The sequence below is a fragment of the Cognatiyoonia sp. IB215182 genome (assembly GCF_033963905.1).
Lineage (GTDB): Bacteria > Pseudomonadota > Alphaproteobacteria > Rhodobacterales > Rhodobacteraceae > Yoonia.
Map to the genome: position 1 here is coordinate 1 of NZ_JAXBMB010000011.1, position 25,858 is coordinate 25,858.

Here is a 25,858-nt window from a genome sequence, read left to right on the forward strand (position 1 = left end):
GCGATGAAGCGATGAAGCGATGAAGCGATGAAGCGATGAAGCGATGAAGCGATGAAGCGATGAAGCGATGAAGCGATGAAGCGATGAAGCGATGAAGCGATGATACTCGGCTCCACTCTGAATGCAAGTAAGTTATTGTTTTTATTTGTTATATTTTCGTTTTTTATCAGATCAGTTAGGTCTTCCATGCTAACATACGCGCACATTCCGGTATTCTCCGTACAAGTTCGAGACAGTTCAGATTTGAAAGCGACAGCGCAGAAACTTTGTCCCAGTTTCGCACCCTAAGCCTCGTCAGTTGATTTGATGCCTCCCCTTTAGGGCAAGTGACGGCGAGTAGCTGGCAGGCGTGTCGAAGAAAACATCCGCCAGGGCCCTTGATGACTGAGACTAGTATCCGGTTGCCGTTTTGAGAAATACCGAGATGCTATACAATGATATGCATCGGCTATGGTGAGGCTGTTCATCCACCGGAACCGCGATATCTTTGCGCAAGCCTGACATTGGCCCCAATACAGCAGACCCTGAGACCGATGGTGTCACCACAAGAAAACGACTGAAGATGAACGCCATCTGGCGCGCAACAGTCAGCAGCCAAGGAAGAAATCAGTATCATTCTGGAGAAGATCAAAGGCGAGGACAGCACTGCTGAGCCGTTTCGTTCTGGATAAATCACGACCGCATTAGTGACTTGAAAAAATGCCCCGACAGGCTTTCGGCCAGAGGATCCACCGTCGGTTTCAACTCTTGCTCCAGAACCGTGCAACTGCCATCGGGATATCAGTCTAACGAGCCTCTCAGGGTGTAGCGAAGGCGGTTGTTGTCTACTGTACTACACGGTTTGTCCGACACCTCACGCCAGTAACTGCTTTGCGGGTACGGTCACAGCACGCGCTAAACATGTTCAACACCCGTTAAGCCCTGATTTCGACGCAGTGGCATCGATGAATTGCACTTCCCAACTTTTGACCCGATAGGCACCATTCGTAATCTCGCCGAAATCGGGATTGAGCCGGCCAGTTTTTGTCGCGCAGCACTGACGTGATGTAACGCCATTTACACGTGGCTTCACTGCGGCTGCATTAGTGTCAACACGATCAATCGGAAGGTCGAACACATCGTCCTTTTCATCGATGATCTAAACCGTACATTTTCCGACAGTCCAGATGCCTGCCATCGTTCTTTCAAAGTCGAAGGGGAAGAAACTGACATCGTTCAGGTTCAAACGCCAAGCCCAGTATCCAAGTGGATGAATCTGCCACCCCGTTAGAAAGTCCCTCGGCTTCTCACTCAAATCGAACTAAAAAGCCCGATGCGCGCCATCACAGTCAGCAATTCCACCATGCATCCGTGAGTTTACGTCGGCCTGCATGATCAGATTGCCCCTCAGGCGATGTCCAGCCAAAAACTCCGTAGAGCACGCTTCTGCGCACCACTGCGACAAACCTGTGCTGAATAACCTGAACTTGACGATAAATCTATTTCTTCCCGCCGGATTCTGTGTTGTAAACCACTGATCAACATGTGGAACAGCAAGAATGCAAATGGATCTGAGATCACTGACACGTAAAGAGCTGGAGAAGCTCAACGCTGATATCGACAAGGCCCTGGCTAAGGTAGCAACGCGCGAGAAGAAGGCAGCAATTGTTGCCGCGGAACGGGCAGCGAAGAAGCACGGGTTTACGCTTGCCGAGATCACCGGCACGACTGATACACCCGCAAAGCCTGTCGGCCGCAAGACGGCCAAAAAGCCAGCCGTGCGCGGTAAGCCCAAATACGCAAATCCCGATGACAAGAAACAGACATGGACTGGCAAGGGACGCAAACCAGACTGGTTCAATGCAGCACTTGCAGCGGGCAAAACACCTGACGACATGGCAATCTGATCTCTAGGAACGCCACGCGACGGTACTGCTTGGTTGGCTTTCTGAGGCGAACAGTTTTAGCGGATCGGTGCGGTGCATCTTCCGCACTACAAGCTGAACCTGAATTCCCGGCTCAATTTGTAGGCCACACCATCCGCTAGCACATCATGCCCTGCAGCGCCCGCCCGTGCTGCTCTTCATCGAGGTCAGACACATTGCGGATGCGTGCTGCGGTCCAAAGCATGCCGGGTATGCAAGCGACGGTTTGGGCTGATGGCGGGGTGGCACCGCGTCTGAAAATGTAGCCTGCGCCGCCCGCGGCCCGTTGCACGTCCTTGAGCAGTTGCCGTTTTGACATGACCTCAAGCTGCATTGCTTCCGACCTATCATTGGTCAGACTCAGCGGTTCTCGGCGCGGCAAGATGTGGTTGAGAAGCATGGCCAAGAGGAGGACTGCGTTAGACGGATTGTCCTCCCGGTGTCAGTCATTGACCTGCCCATCAAACGCATTCTGCCGTAAAGATGCATCAATCACGCGCTGGGTGTGACGCATCGCGATCTATACGTCGTGATCAACCGGGGCGATGATCCGAACACTGGTGTCGTTCATGGGTGAAGATGCCGTCGGGATAGGGAAGCTTAACGGCTTACATCGAGGTTCTTTGTGGCGGCATGTGATATGTTCCGCCTCGTGCGCCAAACACACACGCGGATTTCAACGAATAAATCGGTGTGTTTTCGCAAGTACCTGCAGACTAAGCGCTTTTGGCCTGATGAATAACTGGGCTTCAGCCTCGATCAGGCCGCTGTTTGTTCTGGAAGCGCTAGTATACGTGATCTGTGAGCAGCGGTTTCTCAAATAATGACCTATATATGTCCTTCACGGGTGATGCGCGAGAACGCCAATGCTCCGATCGTTGCAACTGAACCTGATCGACCTTCTTCGAGAGTTAGCTCAAGTGCATTTTGGGGACGAGCGTAACGCCCACAGCATCAAGCACTTTTAGAACTGTGCGCAATTCGGGATTGCCGTTTTCGCTGAGTGCGCGATAGAGGCTTTCGCGGGACAAGCCCGAAGTTCTGGCCACACTCGACATGCCTTTGGCTCTGGCAACATCGCCAAGCGCCGCTGCGATCAAAGCCTTGTCGCTGGTTTCAAAAGCGGCTTCAAGATAGGCTTGGACGGCCTCTAAGCTTTCAAGATTGTCAGCCGTTGTTTCGGCACCCATGCTTTTCGCTCCAACTCAGTTGTCATTCCATTATTGGCTTAAATGTCCATTTGCCGGGATGCTTGCCACCTCCAGGTAAGGCAAACGGTCAAAACGTTACTCCGCGACGCTTAGTTGCTATTGTCGGCTTTGAACCCGCCCACAATCGCTTCTGTTTCGGTGCTGCCCGCGAATGCCCCAACGGCAGTAGAGTTTGTGCTTAGGGTGTCGCCAAAGACTGCACCCTCAAGATCGGCTGTCACACCTGCAAAAGTCGCTGTCCCGTTCATGGCGCCGGTTCGGTCGATCTGTCCGTCAAGGGCCAAAGTTTCACCGACAGCGGAGCTGCTGAGACTAGTCCCGGTAAACGCTCCGTCGTCGAATGCGACATTCAAGTTTACCCTACCGTTTACCAGGTTTTCCTGACGAGCAGATGAGGAGCCGTCGACATCCGAACCGATGCCGGTGATGTGGCTGAGGAAAAAGTCACCACGATACCGTACTGTGCCGGATGTCGGCCCGCCGCCAGGTTCTGAGAATGCTCCAGGATAGAACGTAGCGAGCGCAATGAGATCTTCGGTGTCAGGGCTTTGCCCCACAATGAATTCGAAACCACCGGTGGGGCTGTTGCTGCCACCGCGGGTGCCTATATCATCGTCCCCGATCAGTGCCGAAATTGTAGACTGTCCCTCTGCCTGGCTGCCAGACCTAAAGATCGAGATCGGACCGGACACATTCGGACCACTTGCATCCGAACCATCCTCGCCTGGGCCCTCGGGTGTTGGGCCACCAGATGTTGGAGAGTCAATTTCTGGAACATCAGCGTTAGTGCTCTGTCCGCCACCAGAAAGGCATGCTGCAGTCAGAAGAAAAACTGAAAGGGTTGTGCTCAGTCTCGTCGCCATATGCATGTCGGATCTCTCCTTTTGTTCCTTTTGATCTAAAACGCCTCATGATATCGACCATCAATGGCACGCACGCAGATCACACTACTCATCTGCGTTGGGTCAGGGTCAACGGGCCCCTGCTGTGTTTCAAAGATGTTTGGCTCTACAATAGCCTTGAACTTGTTCAAGCAACTGTCCCGAACCAAAACGTGGAGCAGGCTCCGGGTCGGATGTAGGTCCGGGGGATTGATTGCCATTCTGAAACTCTCCATTGAAGCACCTTACTCGGACAAGGGGAACAACACAGCCACCAAGACGAACACCCCGGCGAAAAGCGAACGATGGGAAATAAATCTGCGCACTCTGTTCACGAAGCAAGACACAATTTGGGTCGCGGATCAATTTCTCATGTCAAATCAATCAGGTTTAGTCGCCGAAATAAAATAGATTTAGGCAATAGTTTGATAGGTAAAGTCTATTATTTAGCACCTCTTCAGAAGTGACACCCCCTTTGGACTGGCCTATTTTGAAGTTATCCATTCAGGTGTCGCATGCAACACTAGCCAATGCTCGTCCGCTCACTATCCGCGAAAAGCACTTACGTGCGCCTATCGCGCTTGGTCAAACCGCGGTATGACCGTTCAGTTGCTCTGCCGGCTTTCAGTTCATACCGGCCCCGAGACAGGTGAGAAAAGGGATCAAGGAAAGACAGCACAGACGCGATACATACATTATCACGTCACTGGAAAACGTGGGCAAAGCCGAACCAACCGAGAGCGTTCGTTACCAGGAATTCGTAGCACAACGAAGTCTCCACCGACGAACAATACACGAATTACATCTCACTACGGCGGGAAGCCACAGCCGCGAGATAGTCAATGCCTATTAATATATAGCACCTTTGTATTTCCTAATACAGCGATCAGACAATAGAATTCGCATCTGAGGTGTTGGATAGGTGCACTGCTTGCGGATGGCTGATACGACGAAAAAGAGTTTAAGCTATATCTGTCCTAAAATCGCCATATGGCTCATTAGCTTACCGCGCTCGGTCGAACGTCGTTTGCGCGTGGAAAAACAACTACAAGCTCTTTCTTTAGACTACCAATTATACAAAGCCGTCGATGGCGAGATGCAATGGGATAAGATATCCAAGTTTGTCGATATCCCGGCTTTTGAAAAAAACGTGGGTCGCATAATACTACCCGGCGAGATCGGCTGCTACATGTCGCATATCGGCGTCTGGCGGGACTTTTTGGACAGTCGACATGATGTCACGCTTGTTCTGGAGGACGACATCTTACTACATGATGATTTTCTCGTCGCAATACAGCATGGTTTAGCCAGCATTGATAAATGGGACATGTTGAAACTGTCCCGGACACGCGCAAAATTTCCCGTCAAACAGGACTTGATAGGTCCTTACCAACTCAACGCATTTATCGGCGCCTTCACCGGCATGAGCGCATATCTCATAACCCGATCTTGCGCAAAACGACTGTTGCCACATATGTTGCCAATCTTGCAACCAATTGATCATGCGTTGGATCGGATTGATTTGCGGACGTTCCGCCATTTTGCGCTCCAGCCATTTCCAAGTCATGCCGATGATCTAGGGAACAGCACAATTACCGGTGTTGGCTTTAGCAAAGTCAAAAAATTCCACGTAAGCCGCCGCATGAACGTCTACCAAAACAGAGGATGCGCACTCGTGAAAAAGAGCTTTCATCTTACGCTTGGTAAAATCGGATTTTTCAGATCATCGAATGCGTATTAGCCGAATGGAAGCGATCTGGTGTTTCTTGATTGGAATATGATTCCTGCATGGAAGCTTCGTAGAGAGGTGTCGCGTGTGGCTGGCCAATTCAGAGGATTGCCGTCTACGATCGCCGAACTGCCCACGCGCCTCAAACAACCTGCGCGGCGGGCGGCATATGAACGCGACTTCGACTCTTTGACGCGACGTGATGAAGGCAAGGTCCCCTTTGGACCAAAGCTGGCAATCTACCTGATTTACCAGCCAGACGGTATCGCTCACTCGTCCCTTACAGCGCTGGATTGGCTTGTCGAACATGGCTATGCACCTGTTGTGGTTGCAAACAGTCCCGTGCATCAAGAAGATGAGAGGGGTCTTTTGGCTCGATGTTCCCTGTTGGTCCAGCGTCCGAATTTTGGCTATGATTTTGGCGGCTATAAGGACGGGATCAGATTAATCGCCCGTCGGGGCATTTCGCCAGAACGCGTGATCATCATGAACGATAGCATCTGGATGCCAATGGCGCCAAACTTGATGAATCGTCTGGAGGAGCGAAGGGATGTGGATATCCTCGGTTTGATTGAAGATGAAAAGATAAACCACGACCACCAAGGTGGCCAACCCAGCGGGTTGAAGCACATTGAGTCCTATTTTTACATGATCAGCGGCAAAGCATGGCGCGCTCCCGCATTCCAGAACTTCTGGACGGATTACAAGATGACGGACAGCAAACCTGACACCATTAAATTTGGTGAGATCGGCTTTTCGCGAAAGATGCAACAGGCTGGTTTGGTATCCGGGGCACTAACGTCAAGAACACTTTTCTTAGAACACCTGGCAGAACAGGATGATCAGTTTATTGAGACATCACTTAAGTATGCGTCTTATGGCGACAAGGACCTGCGTCGGCAAGGCGACATACTTCGCCATCTCACAACCGGCAGCCTAGGATGGCGAGATATGGCGCTGGATCATGTGCGCAGATGCATCAATCGAAGGCGTTTCAACGCGGCGTTTTGCTACGCAAACGATCAGATGTTAGGGACGTCTTTCATGAAAAAAAATCAAGAGAAGATATTTTCGGAAATGCGACTGAATTATCTTAGAGCCATTCAAGACGGGCAACTAACACCGCCAGCCGACACTATTCTGGCGGAAATAATAGACATCGTTAAAATGCAATACCCCGATTTTGCCAAGACTAGTCAATCATTTGATGTTGGTCACTGATCCATGCTACGATTTCCAGATTGCATATCATAAAGCGCCCTGAATTTGCCATTGGCGGCAAGCAAAGCGCTAATACTGCCTTGCTCTACAATTTCGCCAGCTTCAAGATAGCAGATTTCATCCGCATTCATCACCGTCGACAAACGATGTGCGATCACAATCGTCGTTACCCCGCGAGTGATAGTTTCCAATGCATCACGCACTAGCGCTTCAGAGTGACTGTCAAGCGCACTTGTAGCCTCATCCAACAACAGGATCGGTGCCTGACGCAAGACCGCGCGCGCTATTGACAGACGTTGGCGCTGGCCACCAGACAGAGTAGATCCGTTTTCGCCAATAATGGTGCCGTACCCCTGCGGCAGCTTTTCAATGAAATCATGCGCGTTGGCGACCTTGGCGGCTGCCACGGCGTCTTCTTCGGTTGCATCATCCCGAGCCATCAGCAGATTATCCATCACGGTCCCATTGAAAAGGAACGTCTCCTGTCCGACAAAAGCGATACTTCCTCGCAACGAGGAAAAGGTCGCGTTTCGAATGTCTTGACCGTCAATCCGAACTTCCCCTTCAACGGGATCATAAAGCCGCAGGATCAGATTCAAGAGCGTGGATTTACCGCCACCCGACGGGCCGACCAGAGCCGTCGTTTTGCCGGGCTGAAACGCTACATTTACTGATTTCAGCACAGTATCACCCTCCCCATAAGCGAAGCTGGCATTATCCAACTCCACACTGCCAGGCCCAGGCTTCAAAGGAACGGCATTTGGCTTTTCCAACATACTCTGGGGCTCATCGAGCAAGTCGTACATCAGCCTGACGCCGACCATATTGCTCTCGATCACTACCCGCATCTTCGACAGCCGCGCTGCGGGTTCATACGACATCAGAAAGGCGGTCACAAATGACATCAACTGCCCCGGCGTCCCGGGGGATCGCCCGAAAACATCGACGGTGCTCAGCACAACAATTGACGCAATCGCGAGACCCGCCACAATATCCAACAAAGGCATCGTTGCCGATTGCAATTGCACGATACGATTATTTCGATCTTCGACCTGACGAACAGCGATGTGCATCCGATCAAACATGCGGGGTTCCAGCCCGAAAGCCTTGACCACCCGGGCGCCGAGCGCCGTCTCCTGCACGACCCTTATGATCTCGCCCAGCCCCGCCATTTCCTGCTCCATGACGCTGCGTACCAGCCGCAGAATGCGCTGAATCCCGTAGACGACAATCGGGGCTACCACCAAGCTGACAAGGGACAACACGGGCTGTTGGTAGAACATGACTGCGACCAGCCCAACCAGTGTCAGAAGATCGCGAATGAAGCCCGAAACGATCGTATCAATGATGGCTCGAGCTGATTGCGCGCTTTGTGTGATCTTCAACAACAGTTCCGAAGAGGCATTGCTGTTGAAAAAGGCCACACCCTGCCGCAGCATTCGATCATACATCAACATCTGCTTCTGTGCGACAATCCTGTTGCCGGCGCGGGCCATCAGAACTGCCTGACCATACATCGCAAAACCACGAAACATGAAAACCGTCGCGACACCCACGCCCACCGTAACAACTTGCGTCCGATTTTCAGGCACGGCCAAGGCATCCACGATCTGCCCCATCATCCAGGCAGAGCACGCAGTTGCCACTGCGACAAGTATCATTGCGCCAGATGCAGCGAGGTATTTCCAACGATGTTCCTGAAAGCCTTCCAGCAAAAGTCGTGTTAACAATCGGTTCGCCGGTAAACGGGCCAACCAACGATCATGCCATTTCAATGCAGTAGTCATTCTTATACACCGTACAGACCCTTGCCGTTGTGACTTTGCCGGAGCTATTCATTTCGGGAGCAATGTCATCTCAGCTCTCACCACGGAGCCTCCAACCGCGATGCAGGCATCATTGATGGTGATTTTCAAAATGTGCCCATCTGATACCGCGTAGGCGATATCATCAGAGTAATCGGCGCCAACGACATGTCCGACAAGGCCATCCCCCCGCAGTTGACGGGCAGGACTTATGCCATGCCCTGGATCTCGCACCGAGTGACAGCAACACAGCTGTCGCCACGACTTGAGAACTTTGCGGAACGCTGACCACTTGGCCGTTGAACCAGATCAAACGATCACCTCGAACAGAGAAGATGTGTAAGAGCACAGGGACGCAAAACGGAACAAGAATTGACTTCCCTTCATCTTAATCTACGTACGTCAAATCTATCCAGCTCGGTTGTCTAAATAAAATACAGAAAAACAATGGATTAATAGGGCTATGCTATTCTTATACTTCCCATGGAGGCTGTTGCATTCATTGACTAGGGCCATTTGGGAGCCAAGGCTGGTTTCTTGATCATGCGACGAGCGCGCAGAGGCGGTATATAGCCCCGAATTCTTGACTCACCCGGTTTGCTGTAACGCTGCGTCCCGGCGGAACTCTTTGCGGCGTATGTGTTGTGGCAAAAAGATCACCGGGCATAGCTTGTGGTTGCGCCACGTCTCTGTGCTACCAGAATTGTTCTGGTACTCCTGCAGCGATCCTAGCCGTAACACCTCATCCATAGTTGATTTCCAAGGTACCGGCATGTTCACAATACCAGTCCCAGGTTTCCTGCAGACCTCTTCAAGGGAGAAGGTCGGGCCAAATCCAAGGTCCGTCAGTTTCACTAGGTTAGGGTAGCTCCTCTCAAAATCGAACTTACACCTTCACTTTGACGTCTTGCGATGCCGGTAGGTGGGGACGCATCGACGCCATCAACAGAGCCCTCTGGGAGTCAAGCGAGAAAGCAGCGTTGCCGTTTACCTCAGTGATTGAAAGATCATTAAACGCGACGTCTGGTGGACTCGGGCTGTTTAAGACGACGATGCCGGGACTGCGTGAGGAAGGATCATACCGGGATAATCTCGAGGCTCTGCACTGCGTTTGCTTTCGTGACGGGGCGATTGACCCTTGGTAAAAAAAATGATCCCGGCTTTATCAAAGGGCGCGGGCCCTAGGGGTTCCCCACTGTTTTTGAGGGGAATATAGAACATCTCACGTCCCCCTGATAACGCTGAAACGCAGAAAAAGGCTTGATGGCGATCAATGGAAACGACCTGGCGCTCGACGCTTAAGGGCGAGGCTGCCCCCTCCCATCCGGACATAGGGATAGAAGTCTGCGGAGGTCGTGGCGCGACACCAAGAAAGCCCGCCACATATTGAGCCTCATAATCATAGCCCAAGGCCAGCTTGAAATGGTGCCCGTAGAGATCACCTGGGCAACGGCGCATGCACTCGATGATCCAGAAAGACGTGTCGGAGACCATAAACTGTGTGTGTAGCAACCCGTCACACAACGGTAAGGTCGCGACCAAGGTCTCCATAACAGTTTGCACTTCGGTACGGACATCCCGGCAGAGAGCCGATGGGTAAACGGATCGATCCACCTGATACGGGTAAACCTCGCAAAACTCGTCGATGAAATCGTGCCAGACGATCTGACCCTCGGCTATAAAGGCCGTGTGACTGTGTAGCGTGCCGTCCACATATTCCTCAAGCACGGCAGATGCCCGCTGAGATTGTTCGAATGTCCACTCCGTGGCGGCGGGCAGATCAGCGATGTCATCTATGATTTGAATGCCCCGGCCACTGAAACTGTCGACCGGCTTGAGGAGAGCCGAACCATCCAATTTCGTCAAGGTTATCGGGGTATCTCGTTCCAACACCCCCAGGATTTGCGGAGAAGGTATCCCGATATCGGCACAGAAACGGCGGAAGTGATCCTTGCTGTGCATGATCTGGGTGGTCTCCAGGTCATCAAGCCCGCGATACCCCAACTGCGCCGAAACTTTCGCTGCCGCTAGATAGGAATAATCGTTGCATGTAGGCACGATGTAATCGAACTGCTCCTCACGACAGACCCGGAGCAAGGTGTCGGCGTCGGAGTAATCCTGATAAATCGAGGCATCGCCATAGGCATGGCAGGGGTCTGCCTCGTACTTGCCTATCACCGTTACCCGAGCGCTACGTGCCTTCAATGCCGCCAACATCGGCATGGCGCTGAAACTACTACCAATCAAAAGGACGTTCATGTCAGAGCCCCAGAAGAACAGGTTCGATAGGATCGTCACTTCGCTTGTTTAAGACTTCCTCCATCGCCTCCTCGAGAAGTGGGAGGCGGATAAAGTAGTCGGAGTTATACAGGTTTGACCCGCCAATTTGACTCCTGTGGCCCAGAACAAAAGTCACGTCATGGCCAAGGGCGATCAAAAGATTGCTGAAGTAATAGAAGCTCGCGGAAGGATAGTGCGGTGTCAGAATGATAACCGTCACGCCGGGGGGGCTAAAGATGAGGTTAGCCAATGCGGCACCAATAGGACTAACGACAACCCGCACGGTCTGGAATATCTCAACAACACTTTCGAATGAGGCATTAAATACATCAAAGGGGATCACACCCATCGACTTCAGCAGGCGCATCACTGTGCTTTGGTTCAACAAATGTCGTCCGTTACCTGTCGAGGCTGGGGTTCGGCTAAGGTAAAGCATTGAGTTATCTTCCCCCTCCCCACAATCACTGATGCCGCGCTGGGGGAGATAGTCTTTCATGATTGCGCTAACTTGCTGCAGGGCGTCAGGGCAAAATTGATACTGCTTGGCGTGGGGGGTATCCAGTTCACCAGTTTCGAATACACGGCGTGTCTCCGCCGGAGTAATTCCGGGAAGACCCACATAGATCAGTGATTCTACGAAAACAGGTTCATATGCACGGACGGTTATGATCTCTCGCTGGCTATTATTCACTAGCGCAAGGATGTACTGTAACTTTGGATGGGTATCCCTATCGACCAAAATAGGAATACCCCTGAACTCGTCCATACTTTCAATGAGAGCAAGGCGGGACATGGCTTCCGTTAACCAATGGGCATAATTACCACTACACTGACCCAAAAGACTTATGGCGCGACCCAATTTCTTCGTCGATTTCCGCGGCAAAATAGAGATTTCCGTTTTGTTTTGATGAACCTTGCCACGTTCCTCGATCTCGATCATGAAAGCAAAAAGACTAGGGTTTAGATTCTTAGGATAATACAAGGTCCGCCCGCTTTGAATGAATTCTGTGCGACCGATGACAGAGACACTCTTGCACTGGTAAACGGAGACATCAGGAGAAATCTGCATGCCATCATATCCATCAGTCACACCAATCGTATCACCGAAAAATTCTGGCGCATGCCCCTGGATCTGTTTCTCTGCAAAAAGAGTTTTACGCTCCATGAAGGGAGGGCCCTGAGCGTCTTCAATCGATCGAAGTATGAATACCTTGGAGAATAAACGCCGCCTTACCCTTAGAGAGGCGCCTTTAATGGCTGTTTTCACTTCTCTAGATCTCATGATGTCTCATTCCTCATGTTCTCTCTTGCATTTGTTCTCAATAAGAGAAGCGCGGCCATGAGGCGATTTTCAAAATGAAATGTGGTGTCGTGCAGTGCTACTTTCAGCAAATTGATGTCACTATTTTTGCCAGCCGCGCGCAAGGTTCGGCGTTCTAGTCGGCGCACGACGTGCGCGGCATTTTTTTGGCCCACCAGCTCATGCAAGATTTGGCGAACGTTCGCCAAATCGTCAAGTGTTGCGAAAGCGACCACATCCCAACGAAACGTGTCCCAATATGCTCGGGGCACATAGGCTTTTACAACTTCAAGGATCAATTGGAATTGACGAGCGGCTACCCGATGCACATTGTGATCGTGAATACGGTATAACCACAAACTTGCGGCATCGAAGAGAAAACGCTTTTGCTTCGATGCGAGATACTTGAACAGGCGCAGAATAAAGGCGTAATCATCGGCCAACAGACTTGTATCGAAGCCGCCGATGGCTGTAACCACATCGCGTCTGATGATCATACCCTGCAAAAACAGTCGAGACACTTCCTTATAGAGGTGGCCTTGCAATACTTTTTCGGGATCACCCGAGATCAAGGTTTCCAGGAGCTGCTCCTTGTAGATATGATCGGGCTTTGCGGCTGCATTTTGGTGAAGGTACAAAAGCCTTGGAAGGACAAAAGCTAGCTGTGGATCTTTCTCCAGCTTGTGCAGACTGCGCTGGATCGGGAAACTAGGGCCCAACATATCATCTCCAGACATGAACATGATGAACTCACCATCGGATACATTGATAAGGTGCTGGGTGTTTTCCGCAGTGCGCCCCCCGCTGTTGGGCTGTGTCATGACCGTGACACGGTCGTCGTCGCGGGCTATGCCTTCAAGCACTGCGAGTGTATGATCGCTTGAGCCATCCTCAAGGATCCAGACGTGCATATGCTCAGTGGCGCTTTGAAGCACGCTTGCCACGCAATCAGCAATGTAGTCGCCATGGTTATAGGCCAAAACAAGCACGCTCAGCTTCAAATCAGCAGCGAGAGGCCGTTCCGGGGTCTGCGCTATATCTGACTTTTGCAATGCTTGCTCCTTTACGCAACGGACGATTCAAACCTGCGATCCCACGGCGCTAGTGCTCCTGCGTTGGCCTTGGCTCGGTACTCAATGAAATTTGTCGCCCTGTCTGTGCCGCCTCTTTGATTGCTTCCACCACACGCAGGTTATGATAGCCGTCACGGGCAGATACCTGCGGGTTAGCCTGGCCCCGGATCACATCAACGAAATGCTCTAGTTGACACTTTAACGGATCACAGGGGGTCACATCCAAGGTAAGCTCTTCAAAAGGCTTCCACCATGATTTCTCAGTTCCGGGCCGGTAGGTCTTGGCTGTCATACTTGGGAAATCTAACGCCCCATCGGAGCCCGCGAAATGATAGCAGGTGGACTGGGGAAAATGCGGGTAGGCAGGGTTTTCACCGCTTGTCATTTCCCAGCTTTTCCAGCTAACGGCGGCATCTGACAACATGAAGGTGCCCAGGGCGCCATTCTCAAATTCCAGTCCGATCGAAACGGTATCTTCCACAATAAACCTGCGTGCATGGCTGCTACGAAGCGCCTGAACAGTTACAATTTCACCTGCAAAGTCCCGCATCAGCCCGATTTCGTGAATCAGATTGATCAAAATGGGCCCGCCCCCGGGTTGCGCGCGCCAGGGCCCGTCGCGGAAGTATTGGTCTGGTTTGTAGAAGATTGCCGTCCCTTGAAGCGCGACCATTTGCCCGAACTGTTGCGAACGCAGGAAATCACGTGCGATTTGTGTGAGCGGGCTATAACTGCGGTGATGGCCTACCAACATCGGTGTTCTGGTCTTCTCTACAGCGTCGACAAGCCGGATGGCATCCTCAGAACGGTCCGAAAGCGGCTTTTCAACCAATGTGGGAATTTGCCGCGACAGGCAGGCCATAGCCTGGTCATAATGGAAGGCATTGGGTGAGCTGATGATCGCAGCATCGACCGTTACGGTGTTCAGCGCCTCTTCCGTTGAAGAAAAGACCGGCGCACCACAAGCCATTGCAAAGATCGCATTGCGATCGCTTGGAGGCGCAACGACCGCCGCGAGCTTGCAGTCTTCATTTTGCTTAATCAGCTCTGCATGTTTGCGCCCAATCAGGCCGGGACCCGAAAGTAGGATTTTGACATCGTACATCTCCGAGGGCTCCTTAATCGAGATCACGTACTGTAACGGCAAACAGCATCGATAACCCTGTCAGTATCGGTTTGGGATTGATGCGGCCCAATCGGTAAGCTCAGTACGTTGGCAGCCAATGCGCGCGCGATGGGCAGGTCACGCAATTCCTTGGCCTCGACTGCATAAGCAGGTTGCTCTGCCGGTGCGATAGGATAATGCATCTGCGTTCTGACACCTGCCGCGTCTAGATGTGCGACAAGACCGGCGCGATCAGGGCAACGCACCACATACAGATGCCACACGCATTCGGCATAGTCGGGTTGGGTAGGCAGACCCAAATCCGTTCCGGCAAACGCCTCGGAGTACTGCTTTGCAATCAGTCGACGACGCTCATTCCAATCATCCATGTGGGGCAGTTTGACACTCAGAATTGCTGCTTGTATCTCATCGAGCCTACTATTCAGGCCTAGGATCTCATTGTGATATTTCCGGCGTCCTCCATAGTTCCCCAACATGCGTACACGTTCGGCCAACACCGAGTTGTTGGTCGTCACAGAGCCCGCATCACCCATCGCGCCAAGGTTCTTAGCCGGATAAAAACTCCAACAGACCAAGTCACCATGAGATCCAATCCGCTGGCCACGATAGCGTGCCCCATGCGCTTGCGCAGCATCTTCGATCAAAGCGATGCGGTGGGTCCGGGTAAGGGTCAGGATCGGATCCAGATCAACAGGTTGACCATAAAGATGTACCGCAATCACAGCACGTGTGCGGGGGGTGATTGCGGTTTCAATCCGAGCAGGGTCGATGTTGTGGGTCTGCGGATCAGGTTCTACCGGAACAACGCTGGCACCCACCTCCGATACGGCAAGCCAAGTTGCTATATAGGTATTGGACGGTACGATCACCTCATCGCCCAGTCCAATATCTAAGGCGCGTAGCGACAGAATTAAAGCATCCAACCCATTGGCAACTCCAACAGCGTGTTGCGCTTCGCAATAAGCAGCAAATGCTTTTTCAAAGCGGGCTACTTCTTCGCCCAAGATAAACCATCCGCTGTTCATTACCCGTGATACAGCGGCATCAATGTCTAGTTGGAGTTCCTTGTAAGCTGCTCCGAGATTTAGGAACTCCGTCACCACGATGCTCTTTCTTGCTCTAGTTGGCACAGGCCACGCCTGATGGTCTCCCAGCGACCTAGACCGGAGGCAACATCATCCGGATTGGCGCGCGCAGCGGCTAGAAAATCATCATAGTTGCGGTAGTAATCGGCTTCTTCGTAAGGTTGCGAGGCGAGAACCATACATACTGCGCCTTGGCTGAAATTATCCATCTCCCGCCAGATGAGGTTGTTGACGTAAAGCCCTTTGCGCGGGTTACGCAGCCAGAACTCCGATTTATTCTGGCCGTCATCAACCGTAAGGCGGAAACTACCAGATAACGCGAAGATGACCTGCTCCAGTTGACGGTGAGCATGCCCTCCTCGTTTGGAATCTACGGGAACATTATAGAGGTAGTATACTCGGCGGATCGGAAAGGGGACATGATTTTGGCCTTCTACAAAGGTCAAATCCCCGCGGGGATCGGATATAAGTGGCAGCTCAATCTCGCGCAACGAACCTGCCATACCTTGTGTATTGTTCATGACGCGGCTCCTACTGCAGATGTCGTGGGCACGAAGTACATGACCGTCTCATAAATCGACTCTGTATAATGGCGCAGGTAGACTCGATAATCTGGATTGAGGGCAAGGATGGCCTTGGGGATTTCCCAAAAGTCACTGGGCCGATGGTAGACGCAGATCGCCAAATTCGGTCGGTAATCCGAGATGGTTCGAAGCGCGCCCCTGATTGCCTGCGCTTCGGCCCCTTCGATGTCCATTTTGATAAAGGTGACGGGTTCCTGCACCACATCGTCAATCCTTCGAACCTCCAAGCTCAACTCGCCATCAACATCAATGCGAGAGGCCGACCCATTGGCAGTGAATTTGATCGTCGCATTCTCATCGGACGCGCCGAAGTTCAGCACTTGCACATTATCATGGACCGCGGTTGCGGCAGTGCACGCCTTGAAGTTCTCGGACTCTGGTTCAAAGACATAAGCGGCTTTGAATTCGGGATATAGACGTGCAAACTCATTTGTGGTGAATCCGTCAAAGCCACCGATATCAAGAAAGACATCACGGTTGGTGCCCAGGGCGAGGAAATCCTCAAAATACTGCTTAGTCTGCCGTTCAGTGAACCCGCCGAGCCAATCAAGATCATAGCTGTAGCGAAACTTGAACAGCTTCAAAAATGTCGCGCGAGAAGTCTCATCTGACAGCCGTTCATAGATCCACGCAATATCGTCACCATGGGCTTGCACTAGGGCACCAAAACCATCGTTGAACGCGGCGTGCGGGAGATCCAGCCCGCTCCAGCGTAAGAATGTGAAATAGTCTATATTTCGAATGCCCCGGTCCTCCAGGAGGCGCCGCACCGTTAGAGGGCGCCCCCCTGAGAGAGCCAGGACAAATGCACTTTCCGGCAGATCCGCAATGGACAGGATCGGAATACCCCCTTGTGCCGTATCTGAAGTGTAATCATCGACAATCCCAGCGACCGCCAAGTGCTGCAAAACAGCCTCGGTATAGACGTTGCGCCCAAACAGGAACCGCTGTGCTTCGGGCGCGGCAAGAAAAGCGGCACAACGCTTTTGCGCCCATTCGGCTTTTTCTTCAGCCCAGGGGACGGTAATCTCATCAAGGGAAGAGGGAGTGTTGGGGAATTGCATTGGCTTGCTTAGGCGGTCCAGAAATGAAGAATGTCCGTGCTGACTTCGTGGTGAATGAATCGTTCCCGAAACCCCAAAACTCGTTGCTGGCCCAATCAACACGGAGCGTTTCTGCATCCGGGGGATCCCAGGAGACTTTCAATGGAAACAAAACATCCCGCACCGCTTCACAGGTATTGGCAGAAGCATTGGCCAGATCAGCCGTCACCCCAGACGTTGTAAACACGTAGTCCGCCCGATCGACGCCAGCGCCGCCATACAGGCTGTCATCGCCAGCTTTGCCATCTATGATATCGTCACCAGCAGTGCCCAGCAGATAGATTGGTACCTCGTTTCTCCTGTGAACCACGACTGAAACGGTTGGGATGCTCTCACTACCGTTGCCGTCATCAATCTGGAAGATGATCGTACAACCGACTCCGGTCGCGGAATCGCGCTTTCGATACGTCCTGATGTGAGGCGTTACATTTTCCACATACCCTAGGTCGGAGATACAGCGGCCAATTTCCAATACCGAAAATCCATTTTTTGATAGTCAAAAACTATAGAGTTTGCAGGTTCAAACCAGCGCAGCTCATTCCAATGAGAAAATGGTGTCGAATGTCACTGAGAACTGACCCGGTGTTTTCGCCGATATTTGACCAACCCTCAGTTATGAGTCGCTGCTTATGACGCGGGCAATGTTGCTTTCTCGTTTCCTGTTTTCTTTGCAGCCTCAGCGCTGGCTTCGAAGCAGAAGCTGTCATTGCAGGTTTTAAGGATATGAAAGCGGAGTGTGAGCCGATCGAGGAGCGGGGTGGTCATTTTTGCATCGTCGAAAACCTGTACCCATTCTGGGAAGCTGAGGTTGGTAATGATGATCACGCTGGTGCGTCTGTAGAGCTTACTCAGCAGATGGAAAAGTAGCGCCCCGGCGGACGAACTGAACGGCAGGTCACCGAGCTCGTCCAAGATGACCTAGCCGACCTTGGTCAGCATTTAGCCAATTTCCGTGCTTTGCCGAGCACCATTTCCTACTCCAGTGCGTTGATCAGTTCCACGGTCGAGAAGATGGGCCTCAACTGTCACGAAGCGATGTTGTGGCGAACTATAAAAATGATCAAGCCTTAGATATCCTGAGCGATCTTGACGGCCTCGAATTCCGCTACGCCTTCGTCCTCCCCACTTGCGAAACAGGCCACTGTGACGGGGTCCGGCCTGTCTGGGAAATGGTAGACCGCGTTGACGCTGAACGGCCCCCCACCTGAATGTCCGATCGCCCGCCCAATCTCGCCTACGTCGCCAGACATCAGGCCAAGCGCATAACCACACTCCGTCCAAGGCCGTCCTCGAATTGATCCGCCGATCACATACCGCGTGAGCATTTCGCGACAAGTCTCGGCACGAAGCAGCTGACCATGGAAGAGAGCATGCAAAAGATGCGCTGCATCCGAGGCAGAACCGATCAGGCAGCCATGAAAAACCCAACGTGGATCATAGCCGTCAGCAGCCTCCCATTTCAGCGAAGCCGTTTGTTCGGGCGTTCCCCAGTACTTCACGCTCTTCAGACCCAGGGGCCGACACAAAAGGTCCGAAATCACTCTGCCAATTGGCATTCCGGTCGTCTCTTCAATCAGTTCGCGAACGTACCGGTAGCCGATGTTGGAATAGGACCATCCCTCATCAGGATCAAAAAGCATGCCTTGTGCCATTGCCGCTTCCAGCAGTTCCTGGCGAGACCACGGTTCCTCCTTTCTGGCGACCGCAGCACGGTAGGTTTTAAGCGGCGCATAGTCCGGCAAACCTGAGGTGTGCTGAAGCAGCTGACGAAGGGTAAATGGCTGACCCGGCACGATAGCGTCCAACCTCAAGTAACAGGCCTCTACCAGTTTGAGCGCGCAAATTGAGATCGCTGTCTTTGTGAAACTCCAGTAAGGAAACAACGCTCCGGAAGGGCTATCCCCGCCCTCACGGCCTTGGGCAGTTATCCAATGGTGGTATATTGGCTGAGATTTCATCGAGTATGGACCAGTCGTCATTTTGAGTTGGTCAACACAACTTTGCCTACGAGCCCACCCGCTTCGAGCATCGCATGTCCTCGGGATGCCTCTGACATGGGTATCTCTGCAGCAATGGCGGGGCGTAGATGGCCCTCAGCGGCGTTCTCCAGCAAGTCAGTCAGCGTATCCCTGTACCAGCCAAGGTTTTTTGCGGGATAGCTCAACATGCTTGGTGACATAGGCACGCTGACGCCGTTTGGCCAAAGCGCCACAGCACCGGCGGTCAACAGACTAAGGGGAATGATTGCAGCACCGGCTTTGTATATGGATGCCATGCCAAGCATGACCAACCGTCCCCCGCGTCTGAGGCATAGGCTTGATCGCCAGAGTTGGCGGGGTCCGCCAATGACATCAATCACGACATCCACCCCGTCGTGGGTAAAATCTCGGATACGATGGACAAAGTTTTCGGTTTTGTAGTTGATCGGGACAGCGCCGTTCTCAGCAATGAATTGAGTGGAGTTGTTGCTCCCGGTGCCAAACATTTCGAACCTGGCCAGGTTTCCCAGTTGCATGAGCGCTGAACCAAGACCACCCGCCGCTCCGTGGATCAAAAGCCGCTCGCCGGGACGCACCTTGGCTGTCTTCTCCAGTACAAGCGATGCCGTGAGGTAGTTAGTTATGATCGCAGCCGCTGTGACGGGCTCAACGCCATCCGGCACCGCAACCAGCGTTTCAGCAGAGCGGATGATCACCTCGGAGTAGCCGCTACCCTGTCCGAACGTCCAGCCAGCAACCCTTTGGCCTATGTTGAAGTCGGTCACATCCGGCCCGACGGCATCCACAATGCCGACAAAATCTTCGCCGGGCGTATAGGGCGTTTTTGTAAACCCCAGAAACCAATGGCCACGGACCATCAGATCGTAACCTGATACACCAGCCGCCTCGATGCGAACGCGGACTTCGCCGGCACCCGGCGTGCGCACCGGAATTGGTTCCCAAGACAATACTTCTGGACCGCCTCGCCCGTGAACGACGATGGTGTTGCATGTGTTCTGTTTCATGAAAAAGCGCCTTTTTGCGTGATGATGGTGGGTGAAGAGTTTTCGCGGCCGGGAAAATCCGCACCGCTCTGGCACAAGTCTTCAAGAAAGCTTGCAATGCGTTTTGCATTCTTTCCCGCGTCCACAAGCCCTTCGCGCGACTTCGAGCGCATATCGACCCAAGTCATGCCGTCCCATTCACTCACCTGGATGACAACGTCATCGACAAATCCCAAGAACGGCGTCACTGCCTCAGCCTCGACGGTTCTTCTTGCAGCATCTGCATCGTGCACACGCCATCCGCGTTGGTGGTTTGCAGCATCGACAATCCTATCAAAGATACGATCGGCAGACTCGTTTAACCTCAACGATCGAACGTATGGGTAGGATTTCCGAGCCTTCGCCTTGAAGATCTGAGGATAGGTCATATCGCGCCCAGCATTCTCGGTCAGGCGAAGAGCAGCAGCGAATACGGGCGGATTTTGCGCGTCAGTTGTCACATCGTTGATCAGCGGATAGCTCAAGTCTCTTAAGACCATGACGAAAACGACCGCGAACGGAGCAACCGACACAGCGACTAGATACCACGAGGGCATCTGGTTGGCGGTGAAAAGTGCGGCTACAATGACTGGCCCGCTTAGAGCACCGGTTATACAAATGCCCCAAGGTCGCATTGCAGGGCGCAAACGTGCCATTCCCAAAGCAAGGCCTGATACAATGATCAGGTAAGGCAATAAGACAGCAAGATGCATAGGGCGAAACTCCCTTCGAATTTGTTTGAATTTGAGGTGCCGGTAGGCGTTCGCTTGCGCGGCTAGGGCGACAAACTCTCCGCTATAAGATCGAAGACCAATCGGATCCGCTTGCTGGATTGCAACTCGCGATGTGCAACCAGCCATGTCGAGATTGTAAAGGGCTCAATCTCGGTCAGGACAGGTTGGAAATCGGAAAACTTGCACGCGATCCGGTCCGTCATGATCGCAATCCCATGCCCGTGACGTGCAATTTCCCACTCAACAATCTGGGACTGTGACGCGTATCTGAAGTTTTGTTTTGTCAACGTCAGACCAAGTGCTGTCAGGTGACCAAGCATGCCTTCGACATCTCCGAAGCTAACAAACTGGTGATGTGAAGGGTCGTCTTTCAGCCTCGGCTGGCCAAAGTTTTCCGTGTATTTGGCGACCGCATAAAACCTTGCTGTGTCTTCACAGACAAGCTTTGCGAAGAGGTCAGGCTGCTCAGGTCGTGCATGTCGTAAGGCAATGTCGGCTTCTCGAAGAAGCAGATCGCTGAGCTTGTTTTCTGCAAGAATCTCAAGCTCGAGTTTGGGTGCAATGTCTTTCAGTTGATCCAAAATGGGTGGCAGAATGTAAGCCGCAGTCATGTCCGCCGCCGAAATGCGCACTAACCCTTCGATGTCCTCTGCCTGACCAGAAGCTGCAAGCGACACCATGTTCGCACCACCGGCCATGGTGCGTACATGTTCAAGAAGGGTCAGCCCCACTGGCGTCAGCGATACCGATCTTCCCGTTCGCTCGAACAGTACAACCCTTAGCTCCTTTTCGAGGGCCGCAATCTGCCGGGTGATCGTGGGCTGCGTGACGCCCAGAACTTCAGCAGCGGCAGACAAAGAGTGCTCCTCCGCCACGGCCAGAAAAGCCCGCGCTTGGTTCCAGTCAAACGATATCGAATTCCAGTTCATGAGGTCGGTTATACATTTGTCACCACTCTACAAAAACCAACGTCTGTTCGCAGCTTGATATCGAAAAACGTATAGGTTTTGCTTCGGTATGAGAGGCGTGACGGTTCGTAGAGTACATCCAACCCCATATTACCCGGCGCCAACTCGCGGAGCGCATCTGCGGCGAACGACACCACAAAGACGCCCTAGCCCCGCTAGGCAGACAGGAAAACCTCATCCCGGTCAGGACGATATGCTGATGTTGAACTTGTTCCCATCTGGATCTCGGAAGTAACCACCGTAGAAGTTTTTACCGCGTTGTCCAGGAACGCCTTCGTCAGTTGCGCCATGTTCAAGCGCAAGGGCATGCACAGTATCGACATGATTGTGGTCGCTTGCGCTAAGCGCAATCATTGTGCCGTTGCCATTCGAGGCAGGCCGTCCGTCAAAGGGGTAAGTGACTATGATCATCGGTTTACCTGTTCCGAAACTATAGCCGATCATATGTTCGAGTGTGTACGCGCGGGTGCCGCCAACTGCGCCAAACAAGGCATCGAAGAAAACTGCCGAAGCAGTAAGATCGGTCGTGCCGATTGTTACATAGTTGATCATGGTGTCTCTGGTAGTTTGCAGTTTGACGGCGGTAGTTTTGTACAGCTTCATAGACGCCGTGTGATAGTTTTATGTGTCACGTCAGTCGCAGCGAACGTCGAACCCGAAGGTCTTCTGCTATGCTGCAAGAAGCGCTGACGTTGGCTCCAACGAAAAGAAATTGGTGTCCGGTTCCCGAGCCTTAATAGACCGCCTGTCACTGCATGAATACCAACGTTTATGCGTGGTATGACGTTGAAAGACGAATACCTGTTCCGCGTTTCTCAAATCCCAGTCCAGTGAGTTGCGGTAGTTGATAGGCAAGGACCGCCCTAATCCGACTCTGAGGGCCCATCTCAGATGCTGCCACGCCACCCGACTAGCCATCATTCGCGGCGAGTGCGTGGAACGATGCAGGGCGTAGCCCTGTTCAAGGCAAGTGATTCCAATGGTCTTGTCGGCACCAACGCGTTGTAATAGGCCGATATTGAACGCGTCGATCAGGCGCTAAGAACCAGTTGAACGGTTTACCCACCAGTCGTGCATCGATGTGAACACAGGGGCTAGCGCCAAGCCATCCGCACTGGCCGAGTATTCAACCCGTGGCGGCACCTCGGCGTAAACCTTTCGGGTCACCAACCCATCGGCTTCCAGCGCACGAAGCTGGTTGGTCAGCATCGTCTGGGTGATCCCGTCGATGGATTTGCGCAATTCGCCAAACCGTTTGGTACCCTGAAAGATCAGAATCTGCAGAATAAGCAGCTTCCATTTGCCGCCAATCATCCCGATGACCTGTGGTGCGGGACATGCGCTTTCGTCTGAAACACGCTTTTGAACTGAGTTGGCAAGGGTCTCAGGCATCATGTTTTTCTCAATAGTATGGTTTATTATAGTATGGCAAAAAATTCTGCCTACTTTTCGGATCATACCGTGGGGAATATGTCTCTGCAAACACCCACCCACGGAGGAATGTGAATATGTCCCTGGAAATTTGGACCGTGAGCGGCGCGCCCAGTCCATGGCGCGCGGCCCTTGGAATGGCGTTCAAGGGCCTCGATTATGACGTCCACCTGCTGTCAGCCGCACAGAAAGAGCACAAGTCAGAAGCCTACCTTGTCATCAATCCACGCGGCACCGTCCCGACCGTAAAAGAAGGCGACACGACCCTTAGCCAGTCAATTGCCATCCTGGCCTGGCTGGATCGAAAATATCCAGACGCTCCCTTGTTCGGGGGCACTCCACACGACGCAGCACTGATCTGGCAGCGGACCATGGAGATTTTCGACTATTTGCCAGATGCCACAAGCGGTGTGCTTTCGCCCATCTTTTTCCAAGGCGCGGATCAAGCCACAGATGACCTAAAAGCCGCCAGCGAAAGGCTCCAATCCGAACTTGCGCGGCTGACCGGCATCTTGGCCGATACCCTATTTCTGTCCGGTGAACGTCCGGGGGCAGCTGATGCTGTGGCCTTTCCCCATGTGCGACTGATCCAACGGGCGATGGAGACGAACCCAACCATCATGCAAGCGCTTGGCTTGACGGACCTGGCGACGGTGTCGCCCGAAATTACGGATTGGGTTGGGCGGATCGAAGCCCTTCCAAATGTCGCCGCAACCTTTCCGCCCCATTGGGCCTAAGCTGCTTAAGGACAACCAAGATGACCGCACCGAGCTATACAAAATCCATAGACGTCCAGGCATCCGCCTCCGCCGCGTTCGACGCGGTGACCAAGGGTGTCGCGCACTGGTGGACCCGACCCGATCAGCCGCTGACCAACATCGGGGATCGCGCGAAATTCACCTTCCCACCCGGCGTGTCATATTGGACGTTCGAGTTGACCAGCACACAGCAGCCAACAAATGTCGAATGGACCTGCGTCGATGCCCTGCACATCCATGAGGGCCAGCCAAAAGAGATCGAAACCGAGTGGCTCAACACCAAGGTGCTGTGGCAAATCACCGAGCAAGAAGGCGGATCCAGAATTGAGATGCAGCACCAAGGGCTGACGCCTGACTTGCTATGCTATGCTGTTTGTGAAGCGGGCTGGGATATATTTTTCCTTGGTAGCCTCAAGCAGTACCTCGACACTGGCAAAGGCTCACCTCATCAGGGTTAAGCCCGGTCTTGCGCAGAGGAGAAGCAGTTTGGACTACGCACCTCTCCACTGGAGAGCAAAACACGGGCTAAGGCTATTCCCTATGGGAGCTATTTGGCGTCGGGATGGCGGCCTTTGTGCTTATGTCGCAAGTTGCGATAAGAATTCCTCGGATGGTGGAATAGGCGTGATGACATCAATCAACACCCCATTTTGGTCGCGATATGCTGGTCGAGATCGGATTCTCAGATCGCGGACGATATGCGCATACAACTTGACTTGGCGAATGTGCGGGCTGGTAGCCCGGAGGCGGGATACGCCTCCGGGCAATTATTGACTAGCGCGTCAGATAACCGCCGTTGATCCAAACGGTCTGCCCGTTCACCCACTGCGAGCCAGGGCTGGCAAGGAAGGCAACGATGGGCAGGATGTCGTTGATGACACCAAGACGTTGCTCGGTCGACAGGCGCGCGGCAAAAGCCGTTGATTGCTCGGTTTCCTGATCGTGGAAAAACGGCGTGTCCACGGGACCGGGCGCAAAAGAATTCACGGTAATCCGTTTCGGACCCAACTCTTTGGCGAGCATGCGGGTGTATTCTTCAACTGGCGCCTTGGTGCCCGAGTAGATGGTGTAGCCCGGAGCGGCCCCGGCGAGAAGCGATGTGCCGGTATTGATGATGCGACCCCCGTCACGGACGCGTGTGGCAGCTTCACGCAGGCTGTAGAACAGGGCGCGATTGTTGATCGCATCCAGACGTTCGAACTCGTCATCCGTGAACTCGGCCAAGGGCTTTTTGATAATTGCACCTGCATTGTTCAGAACGATGTCGACGCCGCCGAAATTCAGCTCGGCCGTCTCGTACATGGCCCTTACGTTTTCGGCTTGACCAAGATCGCCCATGGTCAATGCTGCCCGGGCGCCTTGCGCCTCAACCAGCCGGACAGTTTCTTCTGCCTGGTCGCGTGTTTCCGCGCGGTGGTAATGAACGACAACATCAGCGCCCATCTCGGCTAGTTTGACTGAAAACGCCCGGCCCATATTGTTACGTGCACCCGAAACGATGGCCACCTTACCCGCCAGCGGTTTGGTTACAGTGGCTTGGGCCTGTGCCTGCGTTGCCGCAGCACCTGCGAGGGCCGCAACTCCCAATCCAGTCAAGGCGGATCGGCGGGATATAGCGTGATCATTCGTAGTCATGTCTATTG

25 protein-coding genes and 1 pseudogene are annotated in these 25,858 nt (G+C 52.9%); 5 read left to right on the plus strand and 21 right to left on the minus strand.

Annotated elements, in window-relative coordinates; all coding sequences use genetic code 11:
* Positions 1-188: hypothetical protein (locus SLH47_RS20240; RefSeq protein ID WP_320242129.1), on the minus strand; the 188-nt coding region annotated here is incomplete at its 3' end.
* A gap of 1,350 nt (positions 189-1,538) precedes the next feature.
* Between SLH47_RS20240 and SLH47_RS20245 the strand changes: the two genes are divergently transcribed.
* Positions 1,539-1,886 carry an H-NS histone family protein gene (locus SLH47_RS20245; protein ID WP_320242131.1) on the plus strand — a complete coding sequence of 116 codons (348 nt, stop codon included), beginning with the start codon at positions 1,539-1,541 and terminating at the stop codon, positions 1,884-1,886.
* A gap of 136 nt (positions 1,887-2,022) precedes the next feature.
* On the opposite strand, the gene SLH47_RS20250 is transcribed toward SLH47_RS20245, so the two are convergent.
* The 3 genes from SLH47_RS20250 to SLH47_RS20260 form a co-directional block, all read right to left on the minus strand.
* Positions 2,023-2,238, minus strand: a complete 216-nt coding sequence (locus SLH47_RS20250; RefSeq protein WP_320242133.1) for a hypothetical protein — start codon at positions 2,236-2,238, stop codon at positions 2,023-2,025.
* A 577-nt stretch (positions 2,239-2,815) separates the two neighbouring features.
* Entirely contained in the window at positions 2,816-3,094 is a 279-nt protein-coding gene (locus SLH47_RS20255) for an addiction module antidote protein (protein WP_320242134.1), read from the minus strand.
* A gap of 110 nt (positions 3,095-3,204) precedes the next feature.
* Complete coding sequence (locus SLH47_RS20260; protein ID WP_320242135.1) at positions 3,205-3,984, minus strand: hypothetical protein; 780 nt, start codon at positions 3,982-3,984, stop codon at positions 3,205-3,207.
* A 949-nt stretch (positions 3,985-4,933) separates the two neighbouring features.
* Between SLH47_RS20260 and SLH47_RS20265 the strand changes: the two genes are divergently transcribed.
* On the plus strand, positions 4,934-5,737 hold the full coding sequence (locus SLH47_RS20265) for a glycosyltransferase family 25 protein (protein WP_320242137.1): 804 nt from the start codon (positions 4,934-4,936) through the stop codon (positions 5,735-5,737).
* 18 nt (positions 5,738-5,755) lie between these two features.
* Positions 5,756-6,946, plus strand: a complete 1,191-nt coding sequence (locus tag SLH47_RS20270; protein WP_320242139.1) for a rhamnan synthesis F family protein — start codon at positions 5,756-5,758, stop codon at positions 6,944-6,946.
* Here the strand turns inward: SLH47_RS20270 and SLH47_RS20275 are convergent.
* From SLH47_RS20275 to SLH47_RS20350, 16 genes and pseudogenes are all read right to left on the minus strand, one after another.
* Complete coding sequence (locus SLH47_RS20275) at positions 6,940-8,733, minus strand: ABC transporter ATP-binding protein (RefSeq protein ID WP_320242141.1); 1,794 nt, start codon at positions 8,731-8,733, stop codon at positions 6,940-6,942. The two genes, SLH47_RS20270 and SLH47_RS20275, sit on opposite strands and share 7 nt — an antisense overlap.
* A gap of 1,059 nt (positions 8,734-9,792) precedes the next feature.
* A complete protein-coding gene (locus SLH47_RS20280) occupies positions 9,793-11,010 on the minus strand; it encodes a hypothetical protein (protein ID WP_320242142.1) in 1,218 nt (405 codons plus the stop codon).
* A gap of 1 nt (position 11,011) precedes the next feature.
* Positions 11,012-12,196, minus strand: coding sequence for a glycosyltransferase family 61 protein (locus SLH47_RS20285; protein ID WP_320242145.1), 1,185 nt, complete (start codon positions 12,194-12,196; stop codon positions 11,012-11,014).
* A gap of 113 nt (positions 12,197-12,309) precedes the next feature.
* Positions 12,310-13,383, minus strand: a complete 1,074-nt coding sequence (locus SLH47_RS20290) for a glycosyltransferase family A protein (RefSeq protein ID WP_320242146.1) — start codon at positions 13,381-13,383, stop codon at positions 12,310-12,312.
* A gap of 49 nt (positions 13,384-13,432) precedes the next feature.
* Positions 13,433-14,509: a Gfo/Idh/MocA family oxidoreductase gene (locus SLH47_RS20295; protein ID WP_320242148.1), complete on the minus strand. Its 1,077-nt coding sequence runs from the start codon at positions 14,507-14,509 to the stop codon at positions 13,433-13,435.
* Between the two features lie 23 nt (positions 14,510-14,532).
* Positions 14,533-15,633 carry a DegT/DnrJ/EryC1/StrS family aminotransferase gene (locus tag SLH47_RS20300; RefSeq protein ID WP_320242150.1) on the minus strand — a complete coding sequence of 367 codons (1,101 nt, stop codon included), beginning with the start codon at positions 15,631-15,633 and terminating at the stop codon, positions 14,533-14,535.
* The gene (locus SLH47_RS20305; RefSeq protein ID WP_320242153.1) at positions 15,627-16,136 is read right to left on the minus strand and encodes an FdtA/QdtA family cupin domain-containing protein; all 510 of its coding nucleotides are present in this window, start codon (positions 16,134-16,136) and stop codon (positions 15,627-15,629) included. The genes SLH47_RS20300 and SLH47_RS20305 overlap by 7 nt, the downstream gene beginning before the upstream one ends.
* Positions 16,133-17,263, minus strand: a complete 1,131-nt coding sequence (locus tag SLH47_RS20310) for an FkbM family methyltransferase (RefSeq protein ID WP_320242155.1) — start codon at positions 17,261-17,263, stop codon at positions 16,133-16,135. The genes SLH47_RS20305 and SLH47_RS20310 overlap by 4 nt, the downstream gene beginning before the upstream one ends.
* Positions 17,232-17,738, minus strand: a complete 507-nt coding sequence (locus SLH47_RS20315; protein WP_320242157.1) for a hypothetical protein — start codon at positions 17,736-17,738, stop codon at positions 17,232-17,234. Before SLH47_RS20315 ends, SLH47_RS20310 begins: the two co-directional genes overlap by 32 nt.
* Before the next feature lie 191 nt (positions 17,739-17,929).
* Positions 17,930-18,312 (minus strand): annotated as a pseudogene (locus tag SLH47_RS20320) (ATP-binding protein); the annotation flags it as partial.
* Between the two features lie 57 nt (positions 18,313-18,369).
* The gene (locus SLH47_RS20325; RefSeq protein ID WP_320242159.1) at positions 18,370-19,281 is read right to left on the minus strand and encodes a serine hydrolase domain-containing protein; all 912 of its coding nucleotides are present in this window, start codon (positions 19,279-19,281) and stop codon (positions 18,370-18,372) included.
* Positions 19,278-20,306, minus strand: coding sequence for a zinc-binding dehydrogenase (locus SLH47_RS20330; protein WP_320242161.1), 1,029 nt, complete (start codon positions 20,304-20,306; stop codon positions 19,278-19,280). Before SLH47_RS20330 ends, SLH47_RS20325 begins: the two co-directional genes overlap by 4 nt.
* A complete protein-coding gene (locus SLH47_RS20335; protein ID WP_320242162.1) occupies positions 20,303-21,037 on the minus strand; it encodes a DUF1499 domain-containing protein in 735 nt (244 codons plus the stop codon). The genes SLH47_RS20330 and SLH47_RS20335 overlap by 4 nt, the downstream gene beginning before the upstream one ends.
* Positions 21,038-21,099: 62 nt before the next feature.
* Positions 21,100-21,987 (minus strand): LysR family transcriptional regulator, encoded by an 888-nt coding sequence (locus SLH47_RS20340; protein ID WP_320242164.1) that lies wholly within the window; start codon positions 21,985-21,987, stop codon positions 21,100-21,102.
* A 222-nt stretch (positions 21,988-22,209) separates the two neighbouring features.
* Positions 22,210-22,578 carry a VOC family protein gene (locus tag SLH47_RS20345; protein ID WP_320242166.1) on the minus strand — a complete coding sequence of 123 codons (369 nt, stop codon included), beginning with the start codon at positions 22,576-22,578 and terminating at the stop codon, positions 22,210-22,212.
* A 486-nt stretch (positions 22,579-23,064) separates the two neighbouring features.
* Positions 23,065-23,421: a helix-turn-helix domain-containing protein gene (locus SLH47_RS20350; RefSeq protein ID WP_320242168.1), complete on the minus strand. Its 357-nt coding sequence runs from the start codon at positions 23,419-23,421 to the stop codon at positions 23,065-23,067.
* A gap of 113 nt (positions 23,422-23,534) precedes the next feature.
* On the opposite strand from SLH47_RS20350, the gene SLH47_RS20355 reads away from it, so the two are divergent.
* Together SLH47_RS20355 and SLH47_RS20360 are read left to right on the plus strand one after the other, a co-directional pair.
* Positions 23,535-24,194: a glutathione S-transferase family protein gene (locus SLH47_RS20355; protein WP_320242170.1), complete on the plus strand. Its 660-nt coding sequence runs from the start codon at positions 23,535-23,537 to the stop codon at positions 24,192-24,194.
* A 20-nt stretch (positions 24,195-24,214) separates the two neighbouring features.
* Entirely contained in the window at positions 24,215-24,673 is a 459-nt protein-coding gene (locus tag SLH47_RS20360) for an SRPBCC domain-containing protein (RefSeq protein ID WP_320242172.1), read from the plus strand.
* 316 nt (positions 24,674-24,989) lie between these two features.
* Here the strand turns inward: SLH47_RS20360 and SLH47_RS20365 are convergent, their stop codons facing one another.
* Positions 24,990-25,850, minus strand: a complete 861-nt coding sequence (locus SLH47_RS20365; protein ID WP_320242174.1) for an SDR family oxidoreductase — start codon at positions 25,848-25,850, stop codon at positions 24,990-24,992.
* Between the last annotated feature and the right edge of the window lie 8 nt (positions 25,851-25,858).